The 23591-nt window shown below is 37.8% G+C and carries 23 protein-coding genes; 10 read left to right on the top strand and 13 right to left on the bottom strand.

What is annotated here, in order from left to right; genetic code table 11:
- Positions 1–7: 7 nt before the first annotated feature.
- Positions 8–1198 carry an ornithine aminotransferase gene (rocD, locus tag LOK41_RS17095; RefSeq protein ID WP_241817548.1) on the top strand — a complete coding sequence of 397 codons (1191 nt, stop codon included), beginning with the start codon at positions 8–10 and terminating at the stop codon, positions 1196–1198.
- A gap of 36 nt (positions 1199–1234) precedes the next feature.
- Here the strand turns inward: rocD and LOK41_RS17100 are convergent, their stop codons facing one another.
- Both LOK41_RS17100 and LOK41_RS17105 read right to left on the bottom strand, forming a co-directional pair.
- The gene (locus LOK41_RS17100; RefSeq protein ID WP_277818659.1) at positions 1235–1738 is read right to left on the bottom strand and encodes an HXXEE domain-containing protein; all 504 of its coding nucleotides are present in this window, start codon (positions 1736–1738) and stop codon (positions 1235–1237) included.
- Positions 1710–2609, bottom strand: a complete 900-nt coding sequence (locus LOK41_RS17105) for a fumarylacetoacetate hydrolase family protein (protein WP_241817550.1) — start codon at positions 2607–2609, stop codon at positions 1710–1712. The genes LOK41_RS17100 and LOK41_RS17105 overlap by 29 nt, the downstream gene beginning before the upstream one ends.
- Positions 2610–2850: 241 nt before the next feature.
- On the opposite strand from LOK41_RS17105, the gene LOK41_RS17110 reads away from it, so the two are divergent.
- From LOK41_RS17110 to gerPF, 7 genes are all read left to right on the top strand, one after another.
- On the top strand, positions 2851–3030 hold the full coding sequence (locus LOK41_RS17110; RefSeq protein WP_174102855.1) for an aspartyl-phosphate phosphatase Spo0E family protein: 180 nt from the start codon (positions 2851–2853) through the stop codon (positions 3028–3030).
- Positions 3031–3151: 121 nt separating this feature from the next.
- Complete coding sequence (locus LOK41_RS17115; protein WP_207996342.1) at positions 3152–3373, top strand: spore germination protein; 222 nt, start codon at positions 3152–3154, stop codon at positions 3371–3373.
- A 16-nt stretch (positions 3374–3389) separates the two neighbouring features.
- Complete coding sequence (locus LOK41_RS17120) at positions 3390–3581, top strand: spore germination protein GerPB (protein WP_241817551.1); 192 nt, start codon at positions 3390–3392, stop codon at positions 3579–3581.
- An 80-nt stretch (positions 3582–3661) separates the two neighbouring features.
- Entirely contained in the window at positions 3662–4276 is a 615-nt protein-coding gene (gerPC, locus tag LOK41_RS17125) for a spore germination protein GerPC (protein ID WP_241817552.1), read from the top strand.
- A gap of 6 nt (positions 4277–4282) precedes the next feature.
- Positions 4283–4477, top strand: a complete 195-nt coding sequence (locus tag LOK41_RS17130) for a spore gernimation protein GerPD (RefSeq protein ID WP_174102859.1) — start codon at positions 4283–4285, stop codon at positions 4475–4477.
- 12 nt (positions 4478–4489) lie between these two features.
- The gene (locus LOK41_RS17135) at positions 4490–4876 is read left to right on the top strand and encodes a spore germination protein GerPE (protein WP_241817553.1); all 387 of its coding nucleotides are present in this window, start codon (positions 4490–4492) and stop codon (positions 4874–4876) included.
- A gap of 45 nt (positions 4877–4921) precedes the next feature.
- Positions 4922–5137: a spore germination protein GerPF gene (gene gerPF / locus LOK41_RS17140; RefSeq protein WP_241817554.1), complete on the top strand. Its 216-nt coding sequence runs from the start codon at positions 4922–4924 to the stop codon at positions 5135–5137.
- 63 nt (positions 5138–5200) lie between these two features.
- Here the strand turns inward: gerPF and addA are convergent, their stop codons facing one another.
- The 5 genes from addA to LOK41_RS17165 all read right to left on the bottom strand — a co-directional run bounded on the left by addA (position 5201) and on the right by LOK41_RS17165 (position 14780).
- Positions 5201–8935 (bottom strand): helicase-exonuclease AddAB subunit AddA, encoded by a 3735-nt coding sequence (gene addA, locus LOK41_RS17145; protein ID WP_241817555.1) that lies wholly within the window; start codon positions 8933–8935, stop codon positions 5201–5203.
- Positions 8932–12444 carry a helicase-exonuclease AddAB subunit AddB gene (gene addB / locus LOK41_RS17150; protein ID WP_241817556.1) on the bottom strand — a complete coding sequence of 1171 codons (3513 nt, stop codon included), beginning with the start codon at positions 12442–12444 and terminating at the stop codon, positions 8932–8934. Before addB ends, addA begins: the two co-directional genes overlap by 4 nt.
- Positions 12445–12591: 147 nt before the next feature.
- Positions 12592–13164: a signal peptidase I gene (gene lepB / locus LOK41_RS17155; RefSeq protein WP_241817557.1), complete on the bottom strand. Its 573-nt coding sequence runs from the start codon at positions 13162–13164 to the stop codon at positions 12592–12594.
- 57 nt (positions 13165–13221) lie between these two features.
- Positions 13222–13815, bottom strand: a complete 594-nt coding sequence (locus tag LOK41_RS17160; protein ID WP_241817558.1) for a TVP38/TMEM64 family protein — start codon at positions 13813–13815, stop codon at positions 13222–13224.
- A 377-nt stretch (positions 13816–14192) separates the two neighbouring features.
- Complete coding sequence (locus tag LOK41_RS17165) at positions 14193–14780, bottom strand: competence protein ComK (RefSeq protein ID WP_241817559.1); 588 nt, start codon at positions 14778–14780, stop codon at positions 14193–14195.
- A 503-nt stretch (positions 14781–15283) separates the two neighbouring features.
- On the opposite strand from LOK41_RS17165, the gene LOK41_RS17170 reads away from it, so the two are divergent.
- Together LOK41_RS17170 and LOK41_RS17175 are read left to right on the top strand one after the other, a co-directional pair.
- Positions 15284–16417, top strand: coding sequence for an RNA-guided endonuclease InsQ/TnpB family protein (locus LOK41_RS17170; protein WP_241817560.1), 1134 nt, complete (start codon positions 15284–15286; stop codon positions 16415–16417).
- Between the two features lie 226 nt (positions 16418–16643).
- Positions 16644–16826: a hypothetical protein gene (locus LOK41_RS17175; RefSeq protein WP_174102867.1), complete on the top strand. Its 183-nt coding sequence runs from the start codon at positions 16644–16646 to the stop codon at positions 16824–16826.
- Between the two features lie 81 nt (positions 16827–16907).
- Here LOK41_RS17175 and cspA read toward each other — a convergent pair whose 3' ends face one another.
- The 6 genes from cspA to LOK41_RS17205 all read right to left on the bottom strand — a co-directional run bounded on the left by cspA (position 16908) and on the right by LOK41_RS17205 (position 23279).
- The gene (gene cspA, locus LOK41_RS17180) at positions 16908–17111 is read right to left on the bottom strand and encodes an RNA chaperone/antiterminator CspA (RefSeq protein WP_033673878.1); all 204 of its coding nucleotides are present in this window, start codon (positions 17109–17111) and stop codon (positions 16908–16910) included.
- Positions 17112–17408: 297 nt separating this feature from the next.
- Positions 17409–18686, bottom strand: a complete 1278-nt coding sequence (gene aceA, locus LOK41_RS17185) for an isocitrate lyase (RefSeq protein ID WP_174102868.1) — start codon at positions 18684–18686, stop codon at positions 17409–17411.
- A 21-nt stretch (positions 18687–18707) separates the two neighbouring features.
- Positions 18708–20297, bottom strand: a complete 1590-nt coding sequence (aceB, locus tag LOK41_RS17190; RefSeq protein ID WP_241817561.1) for a malate synthase A — start codon at positions 20295–20297, stop codon at positions 18708–18710.
- 209 nt (positions 20298–20506) lie between these two features.
- Positions 20507–21166, bottom strand: coding sequence for an S-layer homology domain-containing protein (locus LOK41_RS17195; protein WP_241817562.1), 660 nt, complete (start codon positions 21164–21166; stop codon positions 20507–20509).
- 317 nt (positions 21167–21483) lie between these two features.
- On the bottom strand, positions 21484–22146 hold the full coding sequence (locus LOK41_RS17200) for an S-layer homology domain-containing protein (protein ID WP_241817563.1): 663 nt from the start codon (positions 22144–22146) through the stop codon (positions 21484–21486).
- 206 nt (positions 22147–22352) lie between these two features.
- A complete protein-coding gene (locus LOK41_RS17205) occupies positions 22353–23279 on the bottom strand; it encodes a DMT family transporter (RefSeq protein ID WP_481748820.1) in 927 nt (308 codons plus the stop codon).
- Positions 23280–23591: the final 312 nt, after the last annotated feature.

Consider the following 23591-nt stretch of genomic DNA (forward strand, 5'->3'; position numbering starts at 1 on the left):
AACAATCATGATTCAAACAAAAGATATTATCGAACTAACAGATACATACGGTGCAAATAACTATCATCCACTTCCAATCGTTATTTCTAAAGCGGAAGGTGTTTGGGTAGAAGATCCTGAAGGAAATCGCTATATGGACTTACTTAGTGCATACTCTGCGGTAAATCAAGGGCATCGCCATCCAAAAATTATTAATGCGTTAATCGAACAAGCTAATCGTGTTACGTTAACTTCCCGTGCTTTCCATAGTGATCAATTAGGTCCTTGGTACGAAAAAGTAGCGAAACTAACACATAAAGATATGGTACTTCCAATGAATACAGGTGCGGAAGCTGTTGAAACCGCAATCAAAACAGCACGCCGCTGGGCATATGATGTGAAAAAGGTTGAAGCAAACAGAGCTGAAATTATCGTTTGTGAAGATAACTTCCACGGTCGTACCATGGGTGCTGTTTCTATGTCCTCTAATGAAGAATACAAGCGCGGCTTTGGCCCAATGCTTCCTGGCATTGTTGTAATTCCTTACGGTGATTTAGAAGCGTTAAAAGCTGCAATTACGCCTAATACAGCTGCATTTATTTTAGAGCCAATTCAAGGTGAAGCTGGCATTAACATTCCACCAGCTGGGTTCTTAAAACAAGCATATGATATCTGTAAAGAAGAAAATGTATTATTTGTAGCTGATGAAATCCAAACTGGTTTAGGCCGTACTGGTAAATTATTTGCATGTGATTGGGATAACGTAATTCCTGACATGTACATACTTGGTAAAGCACTTGGCGGCGGTGTATTCCCAATCTCTTGCGTTGCTGCAAACAGCGACATTTTAGGCGTATTCGAGCCAGGTTCTCACGGTTCTACATTCGGTGGTAATCCACTTGCATGTGCTGTTTCGATCGCAGCTCTTGATGTATTACTAGACGAGAAATTAACAGAGCGTTCTCTTCAATTAGGAGAAAAATTAGTAGGACAATTAAAAGAAATTGATAATCCGATGATTACAGAAATCCGCGGCAGAGGATTATTTATCGGAATCGAATTGAACGAGCCTGCTCGTCCATACTGTGAAAAATTAAAAGAATCAGGTTTATTATGTAAAGAAACACATGAGAATGTAATCCGCATTGCTCCACCTCTTGTAATCTCTGAAGAAGATTTAGAGTGGGCGTTCCAAAAGATTAAAGCGGTATTATCTTAATGTAAACAAGCTGCCTTTTACGAGGCAGCTTGTTTGTTATGAAACAATCATTTTTGTAAAGAGCAATATACCGGCAATAACCGGAAATAGAAGCAATACACCTACTACGCAGGAAGCAATCACATGTTTCAATTTCCACCAATCACTTCTTATCCCTTCCCGAAACCAAAATAATGAAAAAGGTATAATCAGTACCAATGCTGTTACCAATCCTGGAACGTATCTTTCTGTTACAATCGCCCCGCCTACATGAAACCACCCATTCATAAAAATCATCGCCTGTGTAACAAGTAATATATACAGTGTGACTTTCTTTTTTAATATAATATGAATACATACAAGTAGAAAAACAATAGTTGTCAATATACATAACGCAATGAAAAAATATTGTTTTTGTCCCGCATTCTCTTCCATAGGAATCGGTTGTAAATATTTCATTTCAGGAAAGAAATAATATTCCTCAGCATTATGAAATGCAAATAATATAGGGATGAGCCAAATGGAGAAACTACTATTTAACTTCGCTTTGAAGTGTTCCAATACGTTGTACCGTAATTATTACCTCATCACCAGCATGTAAAAACTTTGGCGGAGTAAATCCTTTTCCAACTCCAGCTGGTGTTCCAGTCGCAATTATGTCCCCAGGCTCTAACGTCATCCCTTTACTTACGATCGAAATAATATCTTCTATTGTAAATATCATATTTGCAGTATTTGAATTTTGACGAACTTCCCCATTCACTTTTGTTTCAATGTTTAATTCGTTGGGATTTTCAATTCCCGCCTTATGAACTAAATATGGACCCATTGGACAAAATGTATCAAAACTTTTTCCTAAGAAAAATTGTTTATGTTTTCTTTGAATATCTCGAGCCGTTACGTCATTTACAATTGTATAGCCGAAAACATATTCAAGCGCCTTCTCTTTCGTAATTTGTTTTCCACGTTTTCCAATTACAATTGCGAGTTCGCCTTCATAATCTAGTTCATTCGTTGCATGCGGATGACTGTGAATTTTCTCCCCATTTCCAATAACCGTCGTTGGAGCCTTTGTAAAAATCATGATATCTTTCGGAACGGATTCCTCCCCGCCCATCTCTATCGCATGGTCACGATAGTTTTTTCCGACGCAAAGAATATTCTTTCTTGGCCTTGGAATAGGTGCTAATATTTTAATGTCTTGTAGAGGATAATATGCTGTTGTTTCATTCTCTTTTGCCCAGTTTACAATTTCTTTTGCCTTTTCAATAAAGGCACTTCCTTGCTCGATACACTCTAACATTGTAATAGGAACGGTAATCTTTTCGCCTTTTTGCCTTTGTGCCTCTCTCAAATGCAGCACCTTTTCTTCGTGCTCATCCACAATACCAACAAATACTTTCTCTTCCTTCTTCACCGTCACAAATCGCACGTTTTCCACTCTCCATCCTAAAACTCATACACTGTAATTGTATTCGTATTCCATCAAAAAAAACCTGCCAATCCATTTTAATTTTTACAAAATTCTTTATTTTTTACAACACAAAATACTATTTTGGAATAAAATGTAGAATTTTTACTTTTTTTATCGAATGCATTTCTTTTTTATGGAATTTTTGTATAATATGTACTACATATATACTTAAAAATTTTAAAGAGATGGAGCCGATTCTATGTTTGAGCAAGCGATTGAAAAAAAACGTGAAAAAATGATGTATTTTGCTGAACGCTATGGAATAACTTCTCAAAAAACAGTGAATTGTAGCCAAGAACTGGACAGGCTCTTGAATGTTGTTTGGCTTTTGCAAGGAGATTTCGTCCAAACTTATACAATAGATGAACACACACAATGAAGTGTGTGTCTTTTATTTTAAAAAATACACATTTTAGTAAAAACGCCCATACAATAATAGAAAAGAATATTTATCGTTCCTTTAACAGCATTAAAAATTTCATTTATGAAAGGTGTTTGCTATGCCAGCAATGGTTGGACATATTCATATCGTTAATATTGGATCAAGTGGGGTTTTTCATATTGGAGATGTATTTGCAATTAGGCCGATTAGTTACTCTCGTGCTTTTGCAGGAGCTGGTTCTTTTAATGTAGGTGAAAACGTTTCGGTATACAATTATCAAAATACGACGACAGTCAATGATACTGACGTCATCGATCAAGCTATCATTGGATCAACTTAAAGGAGGGGAATGATGAGTGAACTTTTATGTACAGCAAAGTATTATCATTAACAATATCAAAATTGACAGTATTACAACATCTTCCGTTTTTCAAATTGGGACTGCCGGTAGCATTAAATCCTTATCTAAATTTTCCAATACCGGTGGATTTACAGAACCACTTCGCCCCTTAACAGCCAAAGGACAAATTATTTCTATTAAACCATAATAAGTTCTTCTTAAGCCACTTTTATCATAAATATATAGAGCAAGTATACACCCTCCCTATTGAAAAGGAGGTTTCACATAGTGAATCAAGATATATACATTTATCTACAACAATTTCAACAAGTTCTTCAAAAGCAGCAAGAAGCAATCTGTGCATTAGAGGCGCAAGTACGGACATTAACAGAAGAGCTTGATGAACTAAAAAGCCGTCCCTCCTCTTCTATAGGAAAAGTAGAATATAAATTCGATCAACTAAAAGTGGAAAACTTAAATGGCACATTAAATATCGGCTTAAACCCATTCGCTACGACAGATCAACAAATTGAAGACTTTCAAGTAGATACCGAAACATTAAAAGTAAATCCAGAAACACAAACAAACCCCGATTTTTATCAAGATATTATTCAAGAAATGCATCGCTATTTGGATGAAGAAGCCTATAGCAGAATTCTTCATTTTGAACATGAAGAGCGAACACCACTTGATGATATGTACCGACAAATGATGATTGGCGATATAAAAAAACAAATGGAACATCGCCTTCCTTATTACTTATCACAAGTACAGCCATATGAGGACATTACATCAAATCCAGAGTATATGAAGAGTGTAATTATTCAAGCTATGAAACGAGATATCGATAAAGCATTCCTTTCTTTTATTCAACACATTCCTAGCAATTTCCGAAAGGAGTAAATACGCATGAACTTTACTGTTGTCAATTGTGAACTAAAGGTTGGGCAGATCAAAATGAACGGAGTTTCTTCATCTGCCCTTTTTTTAATTGGTGATGCGAACCTTTTAATTCTCTCTTCTATTCTCGATACACCTTTCGAATCCCTTACTGAAGGTCCATTTGTACCTCTCGTAACGGATGTGCCTACTACTCCAAGTTAAGGAGGTCTCTTCATGTTTCAACACATTTCAGTTGTTCATCGGACAAATATTATCTCTTTAGGGAATTCTGGAACTTTTCAAATTGGCGATGCAAATCAGATGGAATTAAAAAGCCGAGCTCTTGTTGTACAACGTGAATTTCCTTACTATTTAAAAGATGAAGGAAAATTAGAAGCTTTTAAAATCTTTACAGACGATGAAATCACAATCCCTACCCGGTCAACGGATGTCAAAATGAATATTATAAATGAATGTCCCTTTATTGAAGTAGGTGATGTTACAGTTCGTACCTTATTAAATTCCGCATGCTTTCAAATTGGATCAGTTGACTACGGATTTAACAATTCACGCATTCATCAAATCCGCCAATATATTACAGATGAACCTTTCAACGAATAAATCATATAGTAAAGTTAAAGAAAAGTGCTTAGGTAGGTGAATAACATGCCCTCTGTCGTCGGGAACCTCGTTGTTCAAAATAGTAATGGCTCTTTTAACTTAGGTGACTTCTATAATGTCTCTCCTAAAGAAAATACAAAGGCGTATAACGGTTCAGGAGCATCAAATGTTGGTTTTGTTGTTAACACGTTTAACGGTGTCAGTGCAACGAATACATTCGATTCAGATGTTGCGGATCAAAATCAAATGGGGACAGCATAAAAAAGTAGGAGGAAATCCCTCCTACTTTTTTCATTCCGCTTTCAAATCTATAGTATTCCACGCTCACTTTTCATCTTCTACACGCAGTATGTGATTTCCGTCAAAGAAGTATAGATACTTTTCTTTTATCGGACAATGCAAACTCTTCTCTAAAGCTTTTGCATACAATGAAAGCTGCACTTTATACCGATCTTCTAAAATAGGTCTTGCTTGATCATATCCACCTGGGAAACGTCCTTCAATTGTATCTGTTTTAAAGTCAATTAATACAATGCCGTCTTCCTCTTCTATCATACAATCAATAACCCCTTGGACAAGTACAGATTCTTTGCTCTGCCCTTGCCAATCTTGATACGCTTCTTGTGCTGAAAGCATCATCGTAAATGGTACTTCACGTTCTACGTTCTTCGCAGCTAGCACACGCTTACCAAGATCTGTATCAAAAAAGGCTACAATGCAATCAATCGGAATTTCTTCTGCTTGCTCAAATGTTAGTAATTCTTTATTTACCATTTCTGCAATTTGTTCTTTAATGATTTCTGGTGTAATCGATTTTTGTAAATTAATATGCTGCATAACGGCGTGGACAGCTGTTCCTCGTTCGGCATAGGTTAATCCCTTTTTCTCCATAAAACGCGGACGTGTTTTGATAGGAGCACGAAGTTTTTTTATAAAGGTATGATCACTTCCATCTTCCGATTGATAATTCCGCTTTATCTCCGTAACAGACTGCTTCGCCCGATGTGCTGTTGCACCTTCATGCGCATACCCCCATGTTAAACGAGCATACACTTCTTCTTTTCGTTCGCTTTCTAGCGGAACCGCTCTTTTCTCACGAAGTGCCTCTAACAATTCTTGTTTTTCTTCTTGTACTGGCTCAGGGGCAAGTAAAGTGTTACCGTCAACGACTTCTACTTTCCAGCTCGCATCGTACTCATAAATTTCATTTGGTATATTTCCTTGTCCAAGTTCAAGGAGCATTTCACTATCACGATGTCTATATAGTGACGGCGTGATCCAATCTAAGTAACAAGATGCTCCCGCACGAACATAATCCGGCAGTAACCAATCGGTATGTTCCCTTGCATCAAGCCACTTTTCCATTTCTTTTTCTTTATCTTTCACCGTACCAATTAAAATCAATTTTTCTTTCGCACGCGTTAAAGCAACATATAGTACACGCATCTCTTCCGCAATCAGTTCCATCTTCATTTTACGTTTAATCGCTAATTGTGATAACGTCGTATATTTAATTCGTTTACGAGGATCAATAAATTGTGATCCAAAACCGAAATCTTTGTGTAGTAAGAATCGTTTCATTAAATCTTGTGTATTAAAACGGCGCCCAAGCCCCGCTACAAATACTACTGGGAACTCGAGTCCCTTACTTTTATGAATCGTCATAATTCGAACAACATCTTCTTGTTCACCGAGTGCTCTCGCTGTTCCCATATCATCCCCGCGCTCTAAAATACGCTCAATAAAACGAAGGAAACGGAATAAACCACGGAAAGATGTTGCTTCATACTGCCTTGCTCTGTCGTATAATACACGTAAGTTAGCTTGGCGTTGTTTTCCCGCCGGAAGACCACCAACAAAATCATAATAGCCTGTCTCACGATATACTTTCCAAATTAAATCAGAAAGTGACTGCTGACGCGCAAATTCACGCCATCCTTGTAAGAGGTTATAGAACCATTGTAGTTTCCCGTGTAATTCTACCTCTCCCTCAAGCGGTGCTCCTCGTAAGAAGGAACGCAACACTTCATAAAACGAACCTTTCTTTTCATGAGCACGGAGCATCGCAAGTTCCTCATCGTTTAATCCAACAATTGGGGAACGAAGTACAGCCGCAAGCGGAATATCTTGCATCGGATTATCAATTACGCGAAATACATTCATCATGACAGTCACTTCAGTTGCTTCAAAATAACCTGTCGCAAGCTCAGCGTAAACAGGAATACCTTGCAATTTTAACTCTTCCATAATTTGAGGAGCCCACGGCATCGAGCGCAGTAAAATGACAAAATCACGATATTTCACCGGGCGCATACTATCTGTTTTACGATCGTATACTTCATAACCTGAATCCACCATCGCTTTAATTCTTTGTGCCATTAAACGTGCTTCCAGCTGTGCTTTTTCTACTTCGACACCGTCTTCTCCCTCTGCCGATTCTTCGCCCTCAGACTGATGAATACATAACAGCTCAGCTGCTACATCTTCTCCTTCTGGATAACTCGCACCAAGCTTTAGTTCCGCATCGGCATCGTAATCAATTTCTCCGACCGTTTCGCCCATAATTTGTTTAAAAATAAAGTTCGTACCTGCTAGCACTTCATGACGACTACGGAAGTTTTTCGCTAGATCAATTTTCATCCCGCCGTCTATTCCTTCAGGCGTAAATCGTTTATACTTCCCTAAAAACAAGCCAGGTTCTGCTAATCGGAAGCGATATATTGACTGTTTCACATCACCAACCATAAACAGATTACCTTCTTGCTCAGAGTCTTTCGTTACAAACTTAATAATCGACTCCTGTACAAAGTTTGTATCTTGATATTCATCGACAAGTACTTCGGCAAATTTATTGCGATATTGCATTGCAACTGGTGATGGACGCAGTTCGCCATCTTCCGTACGTTCACTTAAAATTTGTAAGCAAAAATGCTCTAAATCTGTGAAATCAACCATTCCTTTATCACGCTTGATCGTTTGGAATCGCTCCGTAAATACTTTTACAATTTGAACAAGCTTTTCTAGTACAGGATGCATTTCCTTAAAATCACGTAAAAAGCTTTCTGGTTTCCGGCTAAATAACTCTTCTTGTAGTTTCTTCACTTCATCTTTTGCTTTATTTCGAAGTGAATCTACTTGTTTGACAATCTCTTCATTGTAGTCACTCTTCTTAATGCGCTTTAACGTTTGCCACGAAACATTTTGCATCTCTTCATATACACTTGTCCAAGACTGATGAGCTGCACTAGATAGCGTTCCAAGTAAAACAAGATCTGCCTGTAACGTTTCAACACGTGGTGCTGGCCCATCTGGAAGCATCGCAAGTTCAATTGCTTTTTGAACATGCTTTTCAGCAGTTTCCAGCTGAAACTTCACATCTTCTAGTAAGTAAGACGCATATGTTAAATCCTCAATTGATTTTCCTTCCACAACATACGCTTCAACAAGTTTATCCAGCCACTTCTCTGGGTCTGGATGCGCTCTTGATTCTGTATGAAGCGCTAAAATCATGCGCTGCAAATCATCATCACTTCGGTCACTCGTATAGCGATCAACGAGTTCAAAGAATATATCATTTCCCTCGGTGCCATATTCCTCTTCTAGTATGTCATCTAATACTTCTTCTTTTAATAATTCATTTTCTGTCTGGTTGGCAATGCGAAAACGCGGATCAACGTCGAGCATATAATAATACGTTCGAATGACTTGTAAACAGAACGAGTGAATCGTTGAAATCGACGCTTTATTTAATAAACTAAGCTGCTTACGAATATGCTCTGACCCAGGCTCATCGATTAATACTTTTTCTAACGCTTCGCCAATTCTGTTCTTCATCTCTTGCGCTGCTGCATTTGTAAACGTTACGACAAGCAGACGGTCTACATCTACTGGATTCTCGGCATTAATAATTTTGCGAATAATTCTTTCTACAAGTACAGCTGTCTTTCCCGATCCTGCTGCTGCCGCGACTAAAATATCACGGCCATCTCTGACAACTGCTTTCCATTGATCATCCGTCCATTGACTACCTTCAGGCTTTTGTGGCCAGTTCTCTATCATTCGCCAACCTCCTCTCTTATTTTCTCCATCGCTTCACTATCTTTCATATCTTTTAACGTGCGGAACTGGTTATCTTCAAGTGATTCATCAAACTGACAAACAGAGCGGAAATTACAGAATGTACAAGCTGCTTTGTTCCCCATTTTATAAGGTGCGATATCAATGACACCTTCTGTAATGTCTTTCCCAATGTTTTCAAATGTATGATGCACATATTGCTGTAAGGTTGTAAATTCTTGTTCACTTGCAATACTAGAACGCGCACTAAAACTACCATCTTTTTTCAAACCGGCAGAAATAATATCTGAACTTCCCGTACTTAACTTATTGTCCATTAAACGAACAACATCCGCATCTCCTAGCACAAGACCTTTCATTTTAAATTTCTTTAAAATTTCTTTTTCAATCTCTTCTTCTGAAGCGTCGCCTTTCATTTCCACAATCGGGTTATGAATATGGAAATATAAAACGCCAGCAGGCAGTGCCGCCTGATCCTTTTTCATCCACGTATTTGCATTTGAAATGACAACGTCTAAATACGTTAACATTTGAAGCGCTAAGCCATAATATACTTCCGTTAAATCTAAAGCTTTTGTACTCGATTTATAATCAATAATACGAAGGAACGTACCATTTTCATCTTCTGCTTTATCTACACGGTCAATGCGGCCAACAACTTCCATTTTCACACCATTTGCGAGTGTAAACTCCATTGGCGGAAGAGACCCAGTGCCGCCCATACCGAATGGAACCTCTAAATCAACTGGCACAAATCCACTTGACTTCGCATGCTCACGCAGGATAAGTGACGTACGGAAAATGATTTGCTGCAGTTTTTGTTTTAAATAATGATTTCGATTTGAACTTAATAAAATTTGTCTTTGCAGAAGCGGTGCAATTTCTTCAATGACTACGGCAGAAAGATGCTCACATTCTTTTATCGATAAATCAGCCCAAGTACGATTTTCCCTCAGTAACTTATCTGCAATTCTCTTTAATGCCGCATGGAATAATTCGCCGATATCTGGTGCATCTAATTTGAACACATCACGTTCTCGTAGTGATAATCCGTGCTGTGCAAAATGAGCATATGCGCAGCGATTAAATAGTTCCATACGAGAGACGCTTCCTTTAATTTTATCTCCGTATAAATCTCTACTTACAACTGGACTAAGTTTCTGCGCACGATTTCGATAAAATAAACTAGACAACACACGACTACTTTTTTGCTTCCACTGGGGTGAAGTCACATAGAAGTTATATACATCCCACCAAAAATCAAGATTCCCTTCAAAACCGTATCGTTTCCAGTTTTGAAGTTGCTGCGTTACGTACGACAACGTAACTTCTGGCGTTGCTACATACGAAATTTGATCCTGACGAGATAAATCATTCACATCATTCGTTATGAAGACTTCTTTGATAGAAGGGAACATTCTTTTTACTTTCTTAATAAAACTAGATGACAGTAACGTCTTTCCTTCTTCATCCGCAAGCGGACAAGAAATATATAATTTCTCAGATGCACGGGTTACTGTTTGATAAATAACAAATTGCTCTTCTAATAAAGTCTGCCTTGTTGTTGGTGCTAATTCTACACCAGCTGTAGCGAGAGATTCTCTTTCTTCATCTGATAACATCCCTTCATCTGAAGGGGCTGCTGGAATGATTCCTTCATTTGCACCAATTACAAAAGCAGCGCGAACATTCGATAACCTTGTTCGATCAATATTTGCAATCAGCACTTGATCTAAAGACGGCGGGATATTTGCAAATTGAAGCGCCTCAAGTCCAGTTGTCATTACATCGATAAACATTACACGAGACATCTTTTCCTCGCCTAGCATTTCTACAAATGTATCGAGAAGATTCATTACCTCTTCCCAAACTTGATCATGGTCACTTGCAAACAGGAAATTCCCTTCTTCTTCAGCACGCATACGCAAATCTTCTAGTTTTTTAGGAACATCTAATTCTTCTAAAAATAAATACACTGCTTCACACATTTGCATGACTGAACTTGCACGTTTGAAACGCTTCTGCAAACGAATAATCGGTGTCCTTACTACATCACGGAGACGGTTGATTTTCTCTTCCATTTCACGTTCACTATCTGTTTGTGTTCCTACGGCTCCATCTAACGAGCGATAACGACGATATGTCCACGGTTCATCTGCCGTCCATCTCTTTCCTTGTACGCCGTATGCTAAACAGTAATTTTCAAACTCATCCATTTCTTCGCGCATTGATTCTTTTCTTACATCTAACGGATATAATAGTTCCGTTTTTATGCAGCGGAATACTGCATCATAACGCCAATTTCCACTAATGACTTCTAGCGCAGAACGAATGCATTCAATAAGTGGATGATGTGACATCGGACGCTTTTCATCGATAAAGTGCGGAATATCGTAATCTGTAAACAATGTTTTCATTACATCATAATAGCTTTCTCCATTACGAAGAAGAACCGCAATATCTCTGTAGCGATACTCCTCTTCTGCAACAAGTCTGCGAATTTCCCGAGCTACACCTTCAACTTCCGCTCGTAAGTTTGCCGCTGTATATAATGTAATATCTGGTTCACTTTGAAACTTCTTAGAAGGACGAGATTCGAATTCAGCTTCTAAATGCGCTAGCGCCGGTGAATGAAAACGTGGTTGTTCTCTCATCAAAACCGTACTTTCCACGGCGACTTTCTCTTCACGTGCTAACTGTTTCACTTTTTCATACGTAAGGACTGTTTGATAAAACAAATCTAATTCACTTACTGGCTGTGATAACGTTTTTTCGTCTACTGTTAACGTAACTGTAATTCTTGCTCCGCAAGTCATGAGCTTTCTAATGATTTCTAATTCCCCAGGTGAAAAGGAATGAAATCCATCTATATAAATTTCTGCACCTTTTACATAGTCAGATTCTGGAAGCTTTTCTACAAGTAACTGCAGGTAATCTTCTGAATCTAAATATTTACCAATTAAAGCCCGTTCAAAATCATCATATAAAAGCTGAAGATCGTACATTTTATTTGCTAATAATTTTTGCTCATCACCATTTGAATGAGCATCTAACTGTTGCCACATCTCATATACATTCGATGGTGTGACATTGTAGCGTTTAAACTCAGCAATCATGCTTCCTAAATGTTCAAAAAAGCCATTTTGTTCTGCTGCTTTTTGAAACACATACAATCCTTCCTTACGGGATTCTACAATTTTACGCAGCAACATATGCACGCCTGCCTCATCAATATGAAGACGACTCGCGCCACCAACTTCTTGCAGAACCTTCCACGCTAACCTTGAAAAACTAAATACTTGCGCCCGAATAGAGCCGCTAACTTCTTCATTTCCTATTAATGCTTGCTGCGTTTGGAACGTCATTTGTTCCGGTACAAGATATAAAATTGTTTCGCCTCTTGGACGCTGCCGTAATTCTTCTTGTACTTCATGTAAACAAAACGTACTTTTTCCACTTCCAGCCCGTCCAATCACAAATCGAAGCGACATGTAATTCCCACCTTTCACTGACATAACGAACGTTAGTTTGATATCATCCTTGTATTATAACACAAAAAAACAGGAGCTAGCAGGCTCCTGCTTTTGGTCGTTATTTGCCGAATAGTCGATATCCTTTGTTGAATCTCCGATAAAATTTCATTTATGATTCCCCTTTGAAAAGTTCGTCTGCACTTCATTAATTGGCCAATAACGTAAATCCACTTTCCCGACAACAGTATCTGCTTTCACAAAGCCAAAGTGCCTGCTATCCCAACTGCCGAGACGATTATCACCAATTACAAAAATAGACCCCTTTGGAACAGTCTTTTCTCTCGTTAATTCTTCTAACGTAAAGTCTCCTGTCAACTGCCGTCCTTCCGCTTGCCTCTTATAGGTCTCCAAATAAGGCTCGTCCACAAATTGGCCGTTTATATACAACTTATCGTGCTTATATTCAATATGATCACCAGGTAAACCGATAATCCTCTTTACGTAATCCTCTTTCTTATTTGCATGAAACACGACAACATCAAATCGGTTCAACTCCCCAACTTGATAGCTAACCTTATTTACCACAAGCATATTTCCATCTTGAAGTGTCGGCATCATTGACTTCCCCTCTACAACATACGTTGAGAAGAAAAACGTTCGAAAGAAAACAGCTAATAGCACGCCTATAAGGATTGTCCTCATCCATTCTAGGCCTTCTTTTTTCAAAGCTCGCTTCATCTGCCTCTCCCCTCACCCTTTTCTATAATGGAGCCTTACTTACAGTGCAGACTAGTCTTAATGTAGTTCTAGCTTTACTTCAATCTTCTTACCGACATACCATAAAATAAAAATAACACCTATCACAATAATTGTTTTCACCGGCTTATAGATAAAAGAAGTTAAATCATGTCCAACATAACTTAAAATAAAAATCATGACTAACTTTCCAAGCGCTAGTGCTAACACAAATTGTCTTCTGCTAATACGTGATAAGCCAGCCACAACATTAATAAGTGCAGACGGCGTAAAAGGAAAACAAAATAAGATAAAAATAGGTGCGAACCCTTTCCGTTCAATCCATCCCATCGCTTTGCGCACTTTCGGATGCTTATTCACAAACGAGAAGAACCGGCTGCGTCCAAAACGGCGAATAACCGAAAATACAATTAATGCACCAAGCACTGACCCAAGCCATGAATACAAAAAACCAAACCATAACCCGAAGGCAACTGCATTCGCCATCACAAACACAATAAGTGGTAATGCAGGGATAATTGCCTCCACCATCGGCAGGCCAATACCAAGGAGCGGCCCAAATGCCCGATAACTTTCTACAAGTTGATTCATATTTTCCGCTGAAAAATACTCTTTGATTGTTTGAAAATCCATTCTACAATTTGCCCCTTTATCCCGCATTAACGAGCAGTAATACTCCACCTCAAAATTCGGTGAAAGCAAAGAAGGTAGGCGGGAGGTAAACTGCCCGTAAAAGCCCGATTGGTTCAACTAATAATCATTTGGGGGATAAAGCTCCCCCAATGATTAAAGTTTCACTTTATAATATCCTATCCCTATACTTTATCATTGCTTGTTAGAAAGAGGAAATGGTAGATACGACATATGGAGATGTATTTATTTATTTTCCATACTTTTATGTAGAAATCCTTTATTATTATTGTATGATAATCTATCAATATTTGACACGATTTTACATGTTGAGAAATATAAAAAAGGATGGTTGTCCCATCCTTTCTGCCTATCAGTCATTATTCCTTTATGTCCTCTTCTTTCACAAGATATGCTTTTTCATAAGCAGGCTTTAGTGTAGATTCATCTTCTTTATCGACCTGCTTAAACTGAAGTTTTCCTTGTTTATTTTTGCGATCCTCATACTCTGTTCGTAGTTTTGCGGTTCGGTTTTGCTGATTCTCAAAACTGCTTTTTGATATTTCTAATTTCACTGCGAGACCATTAATGAATCGAATAATTAAATTACCATCTGCTAGTTCTTTATTGTTTGCAATATGGAAGTGCGACAACCATGCACATTCCTTTCTAGAATAAGAATACGTAGGAAAAAAGTAAAGCTGATCTGTCGGGCTAATTGCAATGGGTGCCTTATGTGTAATACGTGTCAACTCTTTTGTACCGTCTTTTCTACCTAAGAAACTAGATCCGTGTTTGCGACAACTTCGTTCCACAATCTCAAGAGGCTTTTGAAACATGAAAAAACTGTCTTCTACTTCAACTACTCGCGTTACAATGCGTTTTTCCCCTAAAATAACTGGAAGTAAGGCCATAGTTCTCTTGTTTACGACATAATTTTCGACATAGCGTTCTGCTTGTTCACCCATCCTACACTCTCTCCTTCATTATTTTTCTTACCATTCATAACAGCAGCTGCATGGATAATTGTACCACTCTAAAAATAAAATTGTTCTTTTTTTCAAATATTTTATATTTTCTTATAAAACTTTAAAATTTCATTATATTTCTTCATATAAATATCTGCATAAAATCCACTTATTCTCTTAACTTAAAAAGATGAACTTCTCTAGAAAAATACAATCTTCCCTTTTTGAAATATTTGTAACATATTATTATAAGTGATAACAAAAACAGCTACTAAAAAACTATGATTTATAAAGTGAAACTTTAACGGTACTCCAACAGAAGTCCTCTTCCTCAAGCACGTGCAGGACATAGTCCAGTGGTAGGGAGAGGATGAATGTTGGTCGTGCACAGCACGAAGTTTCTATTTCCTTTTTATGTAACTTCATGTATACTAGTAATAGAAACGAGAACGTACATTCTGATTTTGGAAATCTGAACACTATAACGAAAAAGGAGGAGGGTGATGACAATGTTGCTAAGCCAAAAATATGAAATTTTTCCAACGAAAGAACAAAGAGAAACGTTAGACCGTTGGCTACAATATTGTCGTCAAACCTATAATTCTGCTCTTTTAGATAAACAAAGAAAATATAAGGAAAACAAAGAATTGTATACACGTTCTGACATGCAAAAGCAACAAACGATAGACAAGAAGAAGTATCCTTTTCTCAAAGAAGTGCCATCACAGCCCTTGCAAGAAGTATTTTTACGACTCAAAAAGGCCTATGATGGCTTTTTTCGTGGAGATGCTAACTATCCAAAATTGAAAAAGTATAAAGACTATAATAGTCTCACTTTCCCTCAGTTTGGATTCAAACCGAATAGGAAACATCGTTTAGCGATGTCGTTTGCAGAGAACGGAAAATTATATAACAAGGGATTAGGAGAAATAAAGATTCATCTTCATCGACCAATAGAAGGAACGATCAAACAATTGATTCTGAAACGCCAAGCTAAGAGATGGTACGCTATTTTTAGTGTCGAAAGACAAGCTGTATCTCCTTCTATCGATAGAGAAAATGCAGTTGGTATAGATGTAGGACTCCATGCATACGCTGTTCTTTCTAATGAAACGGTATTTGAAAATCCAAGATTTCTTTTGCAAAAAGAAAAACAATTGAAAAAAGCACAACGTAACCTTTCTAAGAAAAATAAAGGCTCTGCTAACTATAGAAAACAAGTAGAAAGGATCCGGAATCTTCACGAAAAGGTGGCGAATCAAAGAAAAGATTTTTTACACAAATTAAGTTATCATCTCACGCAAATGTATTCGGTGATTTGTATAGAAAATCTTGATATCCGAAATATGGTTCGGAACCGAAACGTGTCAAAGTCAATTTCCGATGCGGGGTGGGGGATTTTTCGTAAGCTGTTGATGTATAAGTGTGAAAAATTTGGAGGCTTACTTGTGAAAGTAGACCCAGCATATACATCACAAGATTGTTCGAGCTGTGGGCATCGTGTGAAGAAATCACTATCGATTCGGACACATATTTGCACAAAGTGTGGAACGGTATTAGACAGGGATCATAATGCGAGCCGAAACATTTTGCAAAAAGGGTTAGAGCAATTATTTGTAAGAACGACTGAGGATTGAAACTGTAGGGCAAGGTTGTGTCCAAACAGTATAAAAGACGCCTGTGGAGAGTATGTAAGACTACTTGGATTCCCAAATAGCAACGCTCTAGGAAACAGGAAGCCCCTTCTTCAAACAACTCGTAAGAGTGTTAAGGAGGGGTCATTCACTAAATGAATGTTTTCTTCATTCCCAACCTCACTTCTTTGCTATAATTAAGGAGAAATTCGATAGACGGAGGTCCATTATGGAAGAAAAACATGATCAGCCAATGATTAAGATGGAAAATAGCAGTATCGTTATCGTAAAAAATTCGGCTAGTATTATTATCGGTTTATTTTGTCTTTTATTATTCTTTGCGAAGCCATTTCGTAAAACGAAATGTCCTAAGTGTAGTAAGAAGGGGAAAAAGAGCAGGGTGAAAGAATAGTTCATCTATGTTTATATAGTTTATAAATTAATAATAAAAAAGGATGGCATAAGCCATCCTTTTTCATCACGTACTATAAGATTATAGTTTGATAACGTTTTTAGCTTGAGGTCCACGGTTGCCATCTTCGATTTCGAAGCTAACTTTTTGGCCTTCTTCTAGAGATTTGAAACCTTCAGTTTCGATTGCAGAGAAGTGTACGAATACATCGTTTCCGCCTGGAACTTCGATGAAACCAAAGCCTTTTTCGTTGTTAAACCATTTTACTTGTCCTGTTACTGCCATGATTATTTCCTCCTAAGAAAATACATATTTTTTAGTCTTCATACATAAAAAAAGAATCCACACATTACCAAATACGAAAAATAAAACAGGTCTCACATACTTTTTCTCGTTCGTTTTCAGCACTTGATAATATATGGATTGCTTGATTTAGTTATTCAACTGAGATAATCATAGCATACTTAAAATAGAATGTACAATATTTTTTGAAAATATTTATTTCTAAATTTTTATAAAACTATCAATTGATTTCTTATATAAAAAACAACAGGTGCCCTTAAAGGACACCTGCTCCCTCACTTATTTCCTAAACTGTGCCTCTTCCGTAGACCCTTTCAATGCCGTTGTAGAAGATGTTCCGCCTGTAATCACTTGTGCTACTTCATCAAAGTAACCCGTTCCAACTTCGCGTTGATGGCGCGTTGCAGAATAGCCATACTCTTCTGCTGCAAATTCTGCTTGTTGCAGTTCAGAATATGCTGCCATTCCGCGCTCTTTATAGCCACGTGCAAGTTCAAACATGCCGTAGTTTAAGGAATGGAATCCTGCTAGTGTTACGAACTGGAATTTATATCCGTATGAAGCAATTTCTTTTTGGAAGGTTGCAATTGTTTTTTCATCTAGTTTTTGTTTCCAGTTAAAAGATGGTGAACAGTTATACGCTAATAATTTACCTGGATATTTCTCATGAATTGCTTCCGCGAAACGCTTCGCATCTTCTAAATTCGGTTCAGATGTTTCACACCAAACAAGGTCTGCATATGGCGCATATGCTAAACCGCGCGCAATCGCTTGATCAAGCCCTGCATTTGTCCGATAAAAACCTTCTGGCGTTCTCTCTCCTGTAATAAATTCTTGATCAACCGGATCAATATCACTCGTAATTAAATCAGCTGCATCCGCATCTGTTCTCGCTACAATAATTGTTGGAGTCCCCATTACATCCGCAGCTAAGCGCGCAGAAATTAAATTACGTACCGCTGTTTGCGTTGGTAGCAATACTTTTCCGCCTAAATGTCCGCATTTTTTCTCTGAAGATAATTGATCTTCAAAGTGCACGCCTGATGCACCTGCTTCAATCATCCCTTTCATTAATTCAAATACATTTAGCTGACCGCCAAATCCAGCTTCAGCATCCGCAACAATTGGTACGAAATAATCTGTATCATCGCTGCCTTCCATATGCTGAATTTGATCCGCACGTTGCAGCGTTTGGTTAATACGTTTTACAACAGCTGGTACACTGTTCGCTGGATATAAACTTTGGTCTGGATACATGTGCCCGGATAGATTGGCATCCGCTGCCACTTGCCAACCACTTAAATAAATTGCTTTTAATCCTGCCTTTACTTGCTGCATTGCTTGGTTTCCTGTTAACGCGCCAAGCGCATTAATATAGTCTTCTGTATGAAGTGATTGCCAAAGTTTTTCTGCTCCCTTACGTGCTAATGTATGCTCAATATCAATCGATCCACGAAGACGAATGACATCCTCAGCAGAATAAGGACGCGTTACCCCTTTCCAACGCTCATCTAGCTCCCAGTTTTCTTGTAACTTTTGTATTCTTTCGTTTGTCATCTCTTCCATCCCCTTTTCACTTTATAAAATTTCGTAACCCGGTAATGTTAAAAATGTTTCAAATTCATCATTCTGTACTAAATTAGTAAAGAGCTTTGTTGCTTCTACAAATCTACCTTTCTCAAACGCTTCCTTACCAATCTCCTGTTCTATTTTCGCCAGCTCTTCCGCCTTAAACTCTTCTACTAAAGCAAAGGTAATGTTACGGCCGTCATGTAGTTTGCCGCCCTCATGCCGAATCCATTGCCACACTTGCGCCCGTGAAATTTCTGCCGTTGCTGCATCTTCCATCAAATTGTAAATCGGTGCTGCCCCGCGGCCGCTTAACCACGATGCAATATATTGAATGCCAACGCTAATATTCATACGAAGTCCTTCTTCTGTAATCGTTCCCATCGGTACTTCTAACAAGTCCTTTTCTGTTACATAAATCTCTTCACGTTTTCTAAAAATTTGATTCGGTGTTTTCATAATGTGATCGAACACTTCCATCGCAACCGGTACAAGTCCCGGATGGGCAACCCAAGTCCCATCATGCCCGTCTAAAGCCTCACGTTCTTTATCCATACGAACTTTTTCAAAAGCAGCCTCATTTGCTTCCGGATTATTTTTAATCGGGATTTGCGCTGCCATTCCGCCAATTGCTGGTGCATTCCGGCGATGGCACGTTTGAATTACTTTTAAAGAATATGAGCGCATAAACGGAGCCGTCATCGTAACTTGCGCCCGGTCTGGAAGCAAAAATTCATTATGATTACGAAAACTTTTTAAGAAACTAAAAATATAATCCCAGCGTCCACAATTCAGTCCGGCTGAGTGATCACGGAGTTCATATAAAATTTCATCCATTTCAAAAGAAGCGTGGATGGTTTCTAATAATGCAGTTGCTTTAATCGTCCCGTTCGGAATCCCAATGTATTTCTGTGCAAAAACAAAAACATCATTCCACAATCTTGCTTCTAAATAGCTCTCCATTTTCGGTAAGTAAAAATATGGTCCGCTTCCTTTTTCTAATAATGTTTTTGCATTATGGAAAAAGTACAAACCAAAGTCAACGAGACTCCCTGACATCTTTTCTCCATCGACTAGCATATGTTTTTCTTCTAAATGCCAGCCGCGCGGACGCACAATAAGTACAGCAGTTTTCTCACCTAAACGATACTCCTTGCCGCTTGGATTCTTATATGAAATCGTTCCCTTCACCGCATCTCTTAAGTTAATCTGGCCATCTATTGCATTGTGCCACGTCGGTGAGTTCGAATCTTCAAAGTCTGCCATAAAAAGATGTGCACCTGAATTTAAAGCATTAATCACCATCTTTCGATCTACTGGCCCTGTAATCTCCACCCGGCGATCTTCTAAATCTTTTGGAAGCGGGGCAATCGTCCAATCTCCAGCACGTATATGTGCTGTTTCTGGTAAAAAGCTTGGAAACTCCCCTGCATCAATTCTTTTTTGCTTTTCCACACGTTTTTGCAATAAGCTTTTACGGCGTGTATTAAAATTCTCATGCAGCTCTTTTAAAAAAGTGAGCGCTTCCGGTGTCAAAATTTCTCCATACGCCGGTAATACTTCTAAGGCGAGTGTAACCCGTGAAGTTTGCGTCGACATATTAGCATCTCCTTCTTAAACTGTTTTATAACAGATTTGATTTTATGTTTATATTATATAACAAATTTTCGGAAAAGGAAGGAGTTTTTCGAAAATTTAACTTATTTTTTATGAAACATCGGTTTCATCTACTGATTCATTCACCTTTTTATACAACAAAAAGGCAGGTGTTATATAACACCTGCCCTATTTTATACATTCACTTTTTCTTATTCTGCAGAAGGATCATTTATGATTGCATTGTATAAAAACTGCGCATATTGTTCACGCGTTACTTTCATACTTGGGGCAAAATTCCTTTCTCCAACCCCTTGTGCAATGTAATTTGATTGTACTGCGCTAATTGCATCATTCGCCCAATGGCCCGCTGGAACATCAGTAAAGTTATGTGGAGCTTTCACTTCTAATTCAAAAGCTTGCATAATAACTTGCGCCATCTCTGCACGTGTTAATGTAGCTTTCGGTCTAAAGTTACCATTTTCATCCCCTTGGAAAATTCCTAGCTCTGTTAAAGCTAAAATTTCTTCTGGAAACATTGTTGAATTTTCATCGATGTCTTCATATGGATTTTCATATTCATCTTGTGGTTCTATCCCAAAAGTACGATAAATTAATGCAGCCACCTGTTCACGCGTTACATTATCTCCCATACCAAACATTCCATTTCCATATCCTGCAATAATCCCTTCATTTGCTAAATCATAAATCGCATCATATGCCCAGTGTCCTCCTGGAACATCCTTAAATACGATGTGATTTGATTTTTGGACTACCTTCTCTTCAGCCTTTGCAATAGCGCTATCTGTACTTAACAAAACGCCACCCATAATTGTTAATGATGTTACGACTTTTAAAAACTTCTTGTTCACAAAATTGCCCCCTATGCATATGTATTTCCACTTTACTATAAATAATTAACAAAACAGACACAATATAGTTTTTTATATTAGTAGTGACAACTTTGTGAATCATATTACACCCTATGTTTTGTTTAGTAGATTGATAATAAATTTAATGTAAAATGATTATTTTGATGAAAAACCAACAAAACAGGCAGTTTTCAACAAAATATCCGTTATAAATATAAAATACAACTTAAAATCCTGTTATTCTTTTAAAAAACCAAAAAGCACAACGATTCTATCATTGTGCTTTTTTATAGTAACGAAGAGAATTCTCTTCTACTCTATTTTTCACTTTGTTCTTCTTTCAAATGATAATTAATAATTCCGTTGTATAAAAACTGTGCGTATTGTTCACGTGTTACAGTCATTCCTGGTTCAAACTTCCCATTCCCCGCTCCGACTACAACGTTGTTTGATTGCAAGGCACTAATCGCATCTGCCCCCCAGAAATTTTTCGGTACATCACGAAACGTATGCTTTTGTTTTATCTCAAATTCAAATGCTCTCGTAAGAACTTGCGCCATTTCTGCACGAGTTAATGATGCTTTTGGCCTGAAGTTACCACTTCCATCCCCTTTAAGGATTCCACGCTCTGTTAATGCCAAAATTTCTTCTAAAAACATTGTTGAATTTGCATGAAGGTCTCTATATGGATTATTCAATGCACCTTGCTTTTCTATTTTCAGTGTACGATACATTACGGCCGCTACTTGTTCGCGTGTCACCGGATCCCCCACACCAAACCTTTTGTTTCCATATCCTTCAATAATTTTGTGATAGGATAAATCGTAAATCGCATCAAATGCCCAGTGACCTTGCGGAACATCTTCAAATACCTTCATCTCTGGATACTCTTCTGCCTTTACAGAAATTCCATTTGTACTTACAAATATACTACTCACAATCCCTACTACAGCCATCGCACGAAATATTTTCTTCTTCATGGCTCTCTCTCCTTCAATTCTATTTTAATTAAAAATAGAAAAATAATAGATTGAATCTGATTATCTATATTACATATGATGCACTTCCAAACCACATGAATAAAACGAACAATCTGTGACATCTATTATTGTGAGCTTCACGATTAAAGGAGAGCAGGTGCGCTCTCTATCTATGTTAGAAATTCGAATTGTATGTAAGTCTCTTACTAGGAAGCTTCTCTCTTTGCTCCTTTTTTTCCTGCTTTCGGTTTCCGAAAAGTAAATGCCATACCAACAAAAATAAGGATAATCCCTACTATCTGCATTGTAGTTGGACGAAACCCTGTAAATACTGTATCAAGTAAAATAGCCACTCCAGGATCTAAGAAGACTAATATGGAAATTAAACGTGTTGGTAAATCTCGTAAACTATCAAAAAATAAATAATAAACAAAACCAGTATGAATCAGTCCTGTCGCTGTGATTGCAATCCAATTACTTTGCGTCAAACCATGAAATTCTCCAAAGTCTACAAATGGTAGTAATAGAAATATCCCTAGAAAAGTTTGTAAAAATGTCATGGCATAGGCGCTTGTATGCTTAATTCCTTTTCCCAAAAGCGTCGTAAATGCGTAAAATAACGCTGCAAGAAGTGCCCAAACCATTCCAGAAGACATCAGTTTCTCTATAGAGACACTCCCATCCACACCTGCGACTAACACAGTGCCACCAAAGCAAATCAGAATCGAAATAATAGATAACATTGTTAATCTTTCTTTAAACACGACACTCCCAATCATTAATACGATAATAGGTGCGAGATGATATACAGAAATCGCAATCGTCACTGACATAACTTCGAAAGCTTTAAATAAAAACACCCAGTTAAAAACAAGAAAAACGCCGCAAGCTAGTATTTGTAGTACTTCTTTTCTGTTCCACTTCTCTTCTTTAAACTGCCCTGTCGCAAGCCAGCATAACGCTAAAAATATAGTCGCGCAAATACAGCGAACAAATACCAATTCAAATGATGGTAAATTTGTTTTCACTGAAAAAAATCCGATGGAGCCAAAAATAGACATCGATACAATCATTTTTATAGCTGGCAATGATTTTGCTTGGAATAACATACTTGTAGTACTTTTTTGTAACAAAATAAACGACCCCCATTAATCTGAAACGAACATTCACACGTTAATTTCCTCAATATTCTTAACTTTAATTCTACACGAAGTGAAATAAAATGTGAAAAACAAACTAACACCACGACACATATTGCGTTGTGGTGTTATTTTAGTATTATTTATACGCATGGATGAATCCTCTCTCCCACCCCAAAAAGAAAGGTTTTATTTCCCCAACTTATATTTCTATCAATCCATCTCAATTCTCCAGCACCTAAATAACGGCTATTTTAACAAAAACTATCCACACTCATTTTCTCTTTCTGTTTTCACACGGCATGG

The organism is Bacillus sp. TL12 (assembly GCF_022625245.1).
Lineage (GTDB): Bacteria > Bacillota > Bacilli > Bacillales > Bacillaceae_G > Bacillus_A.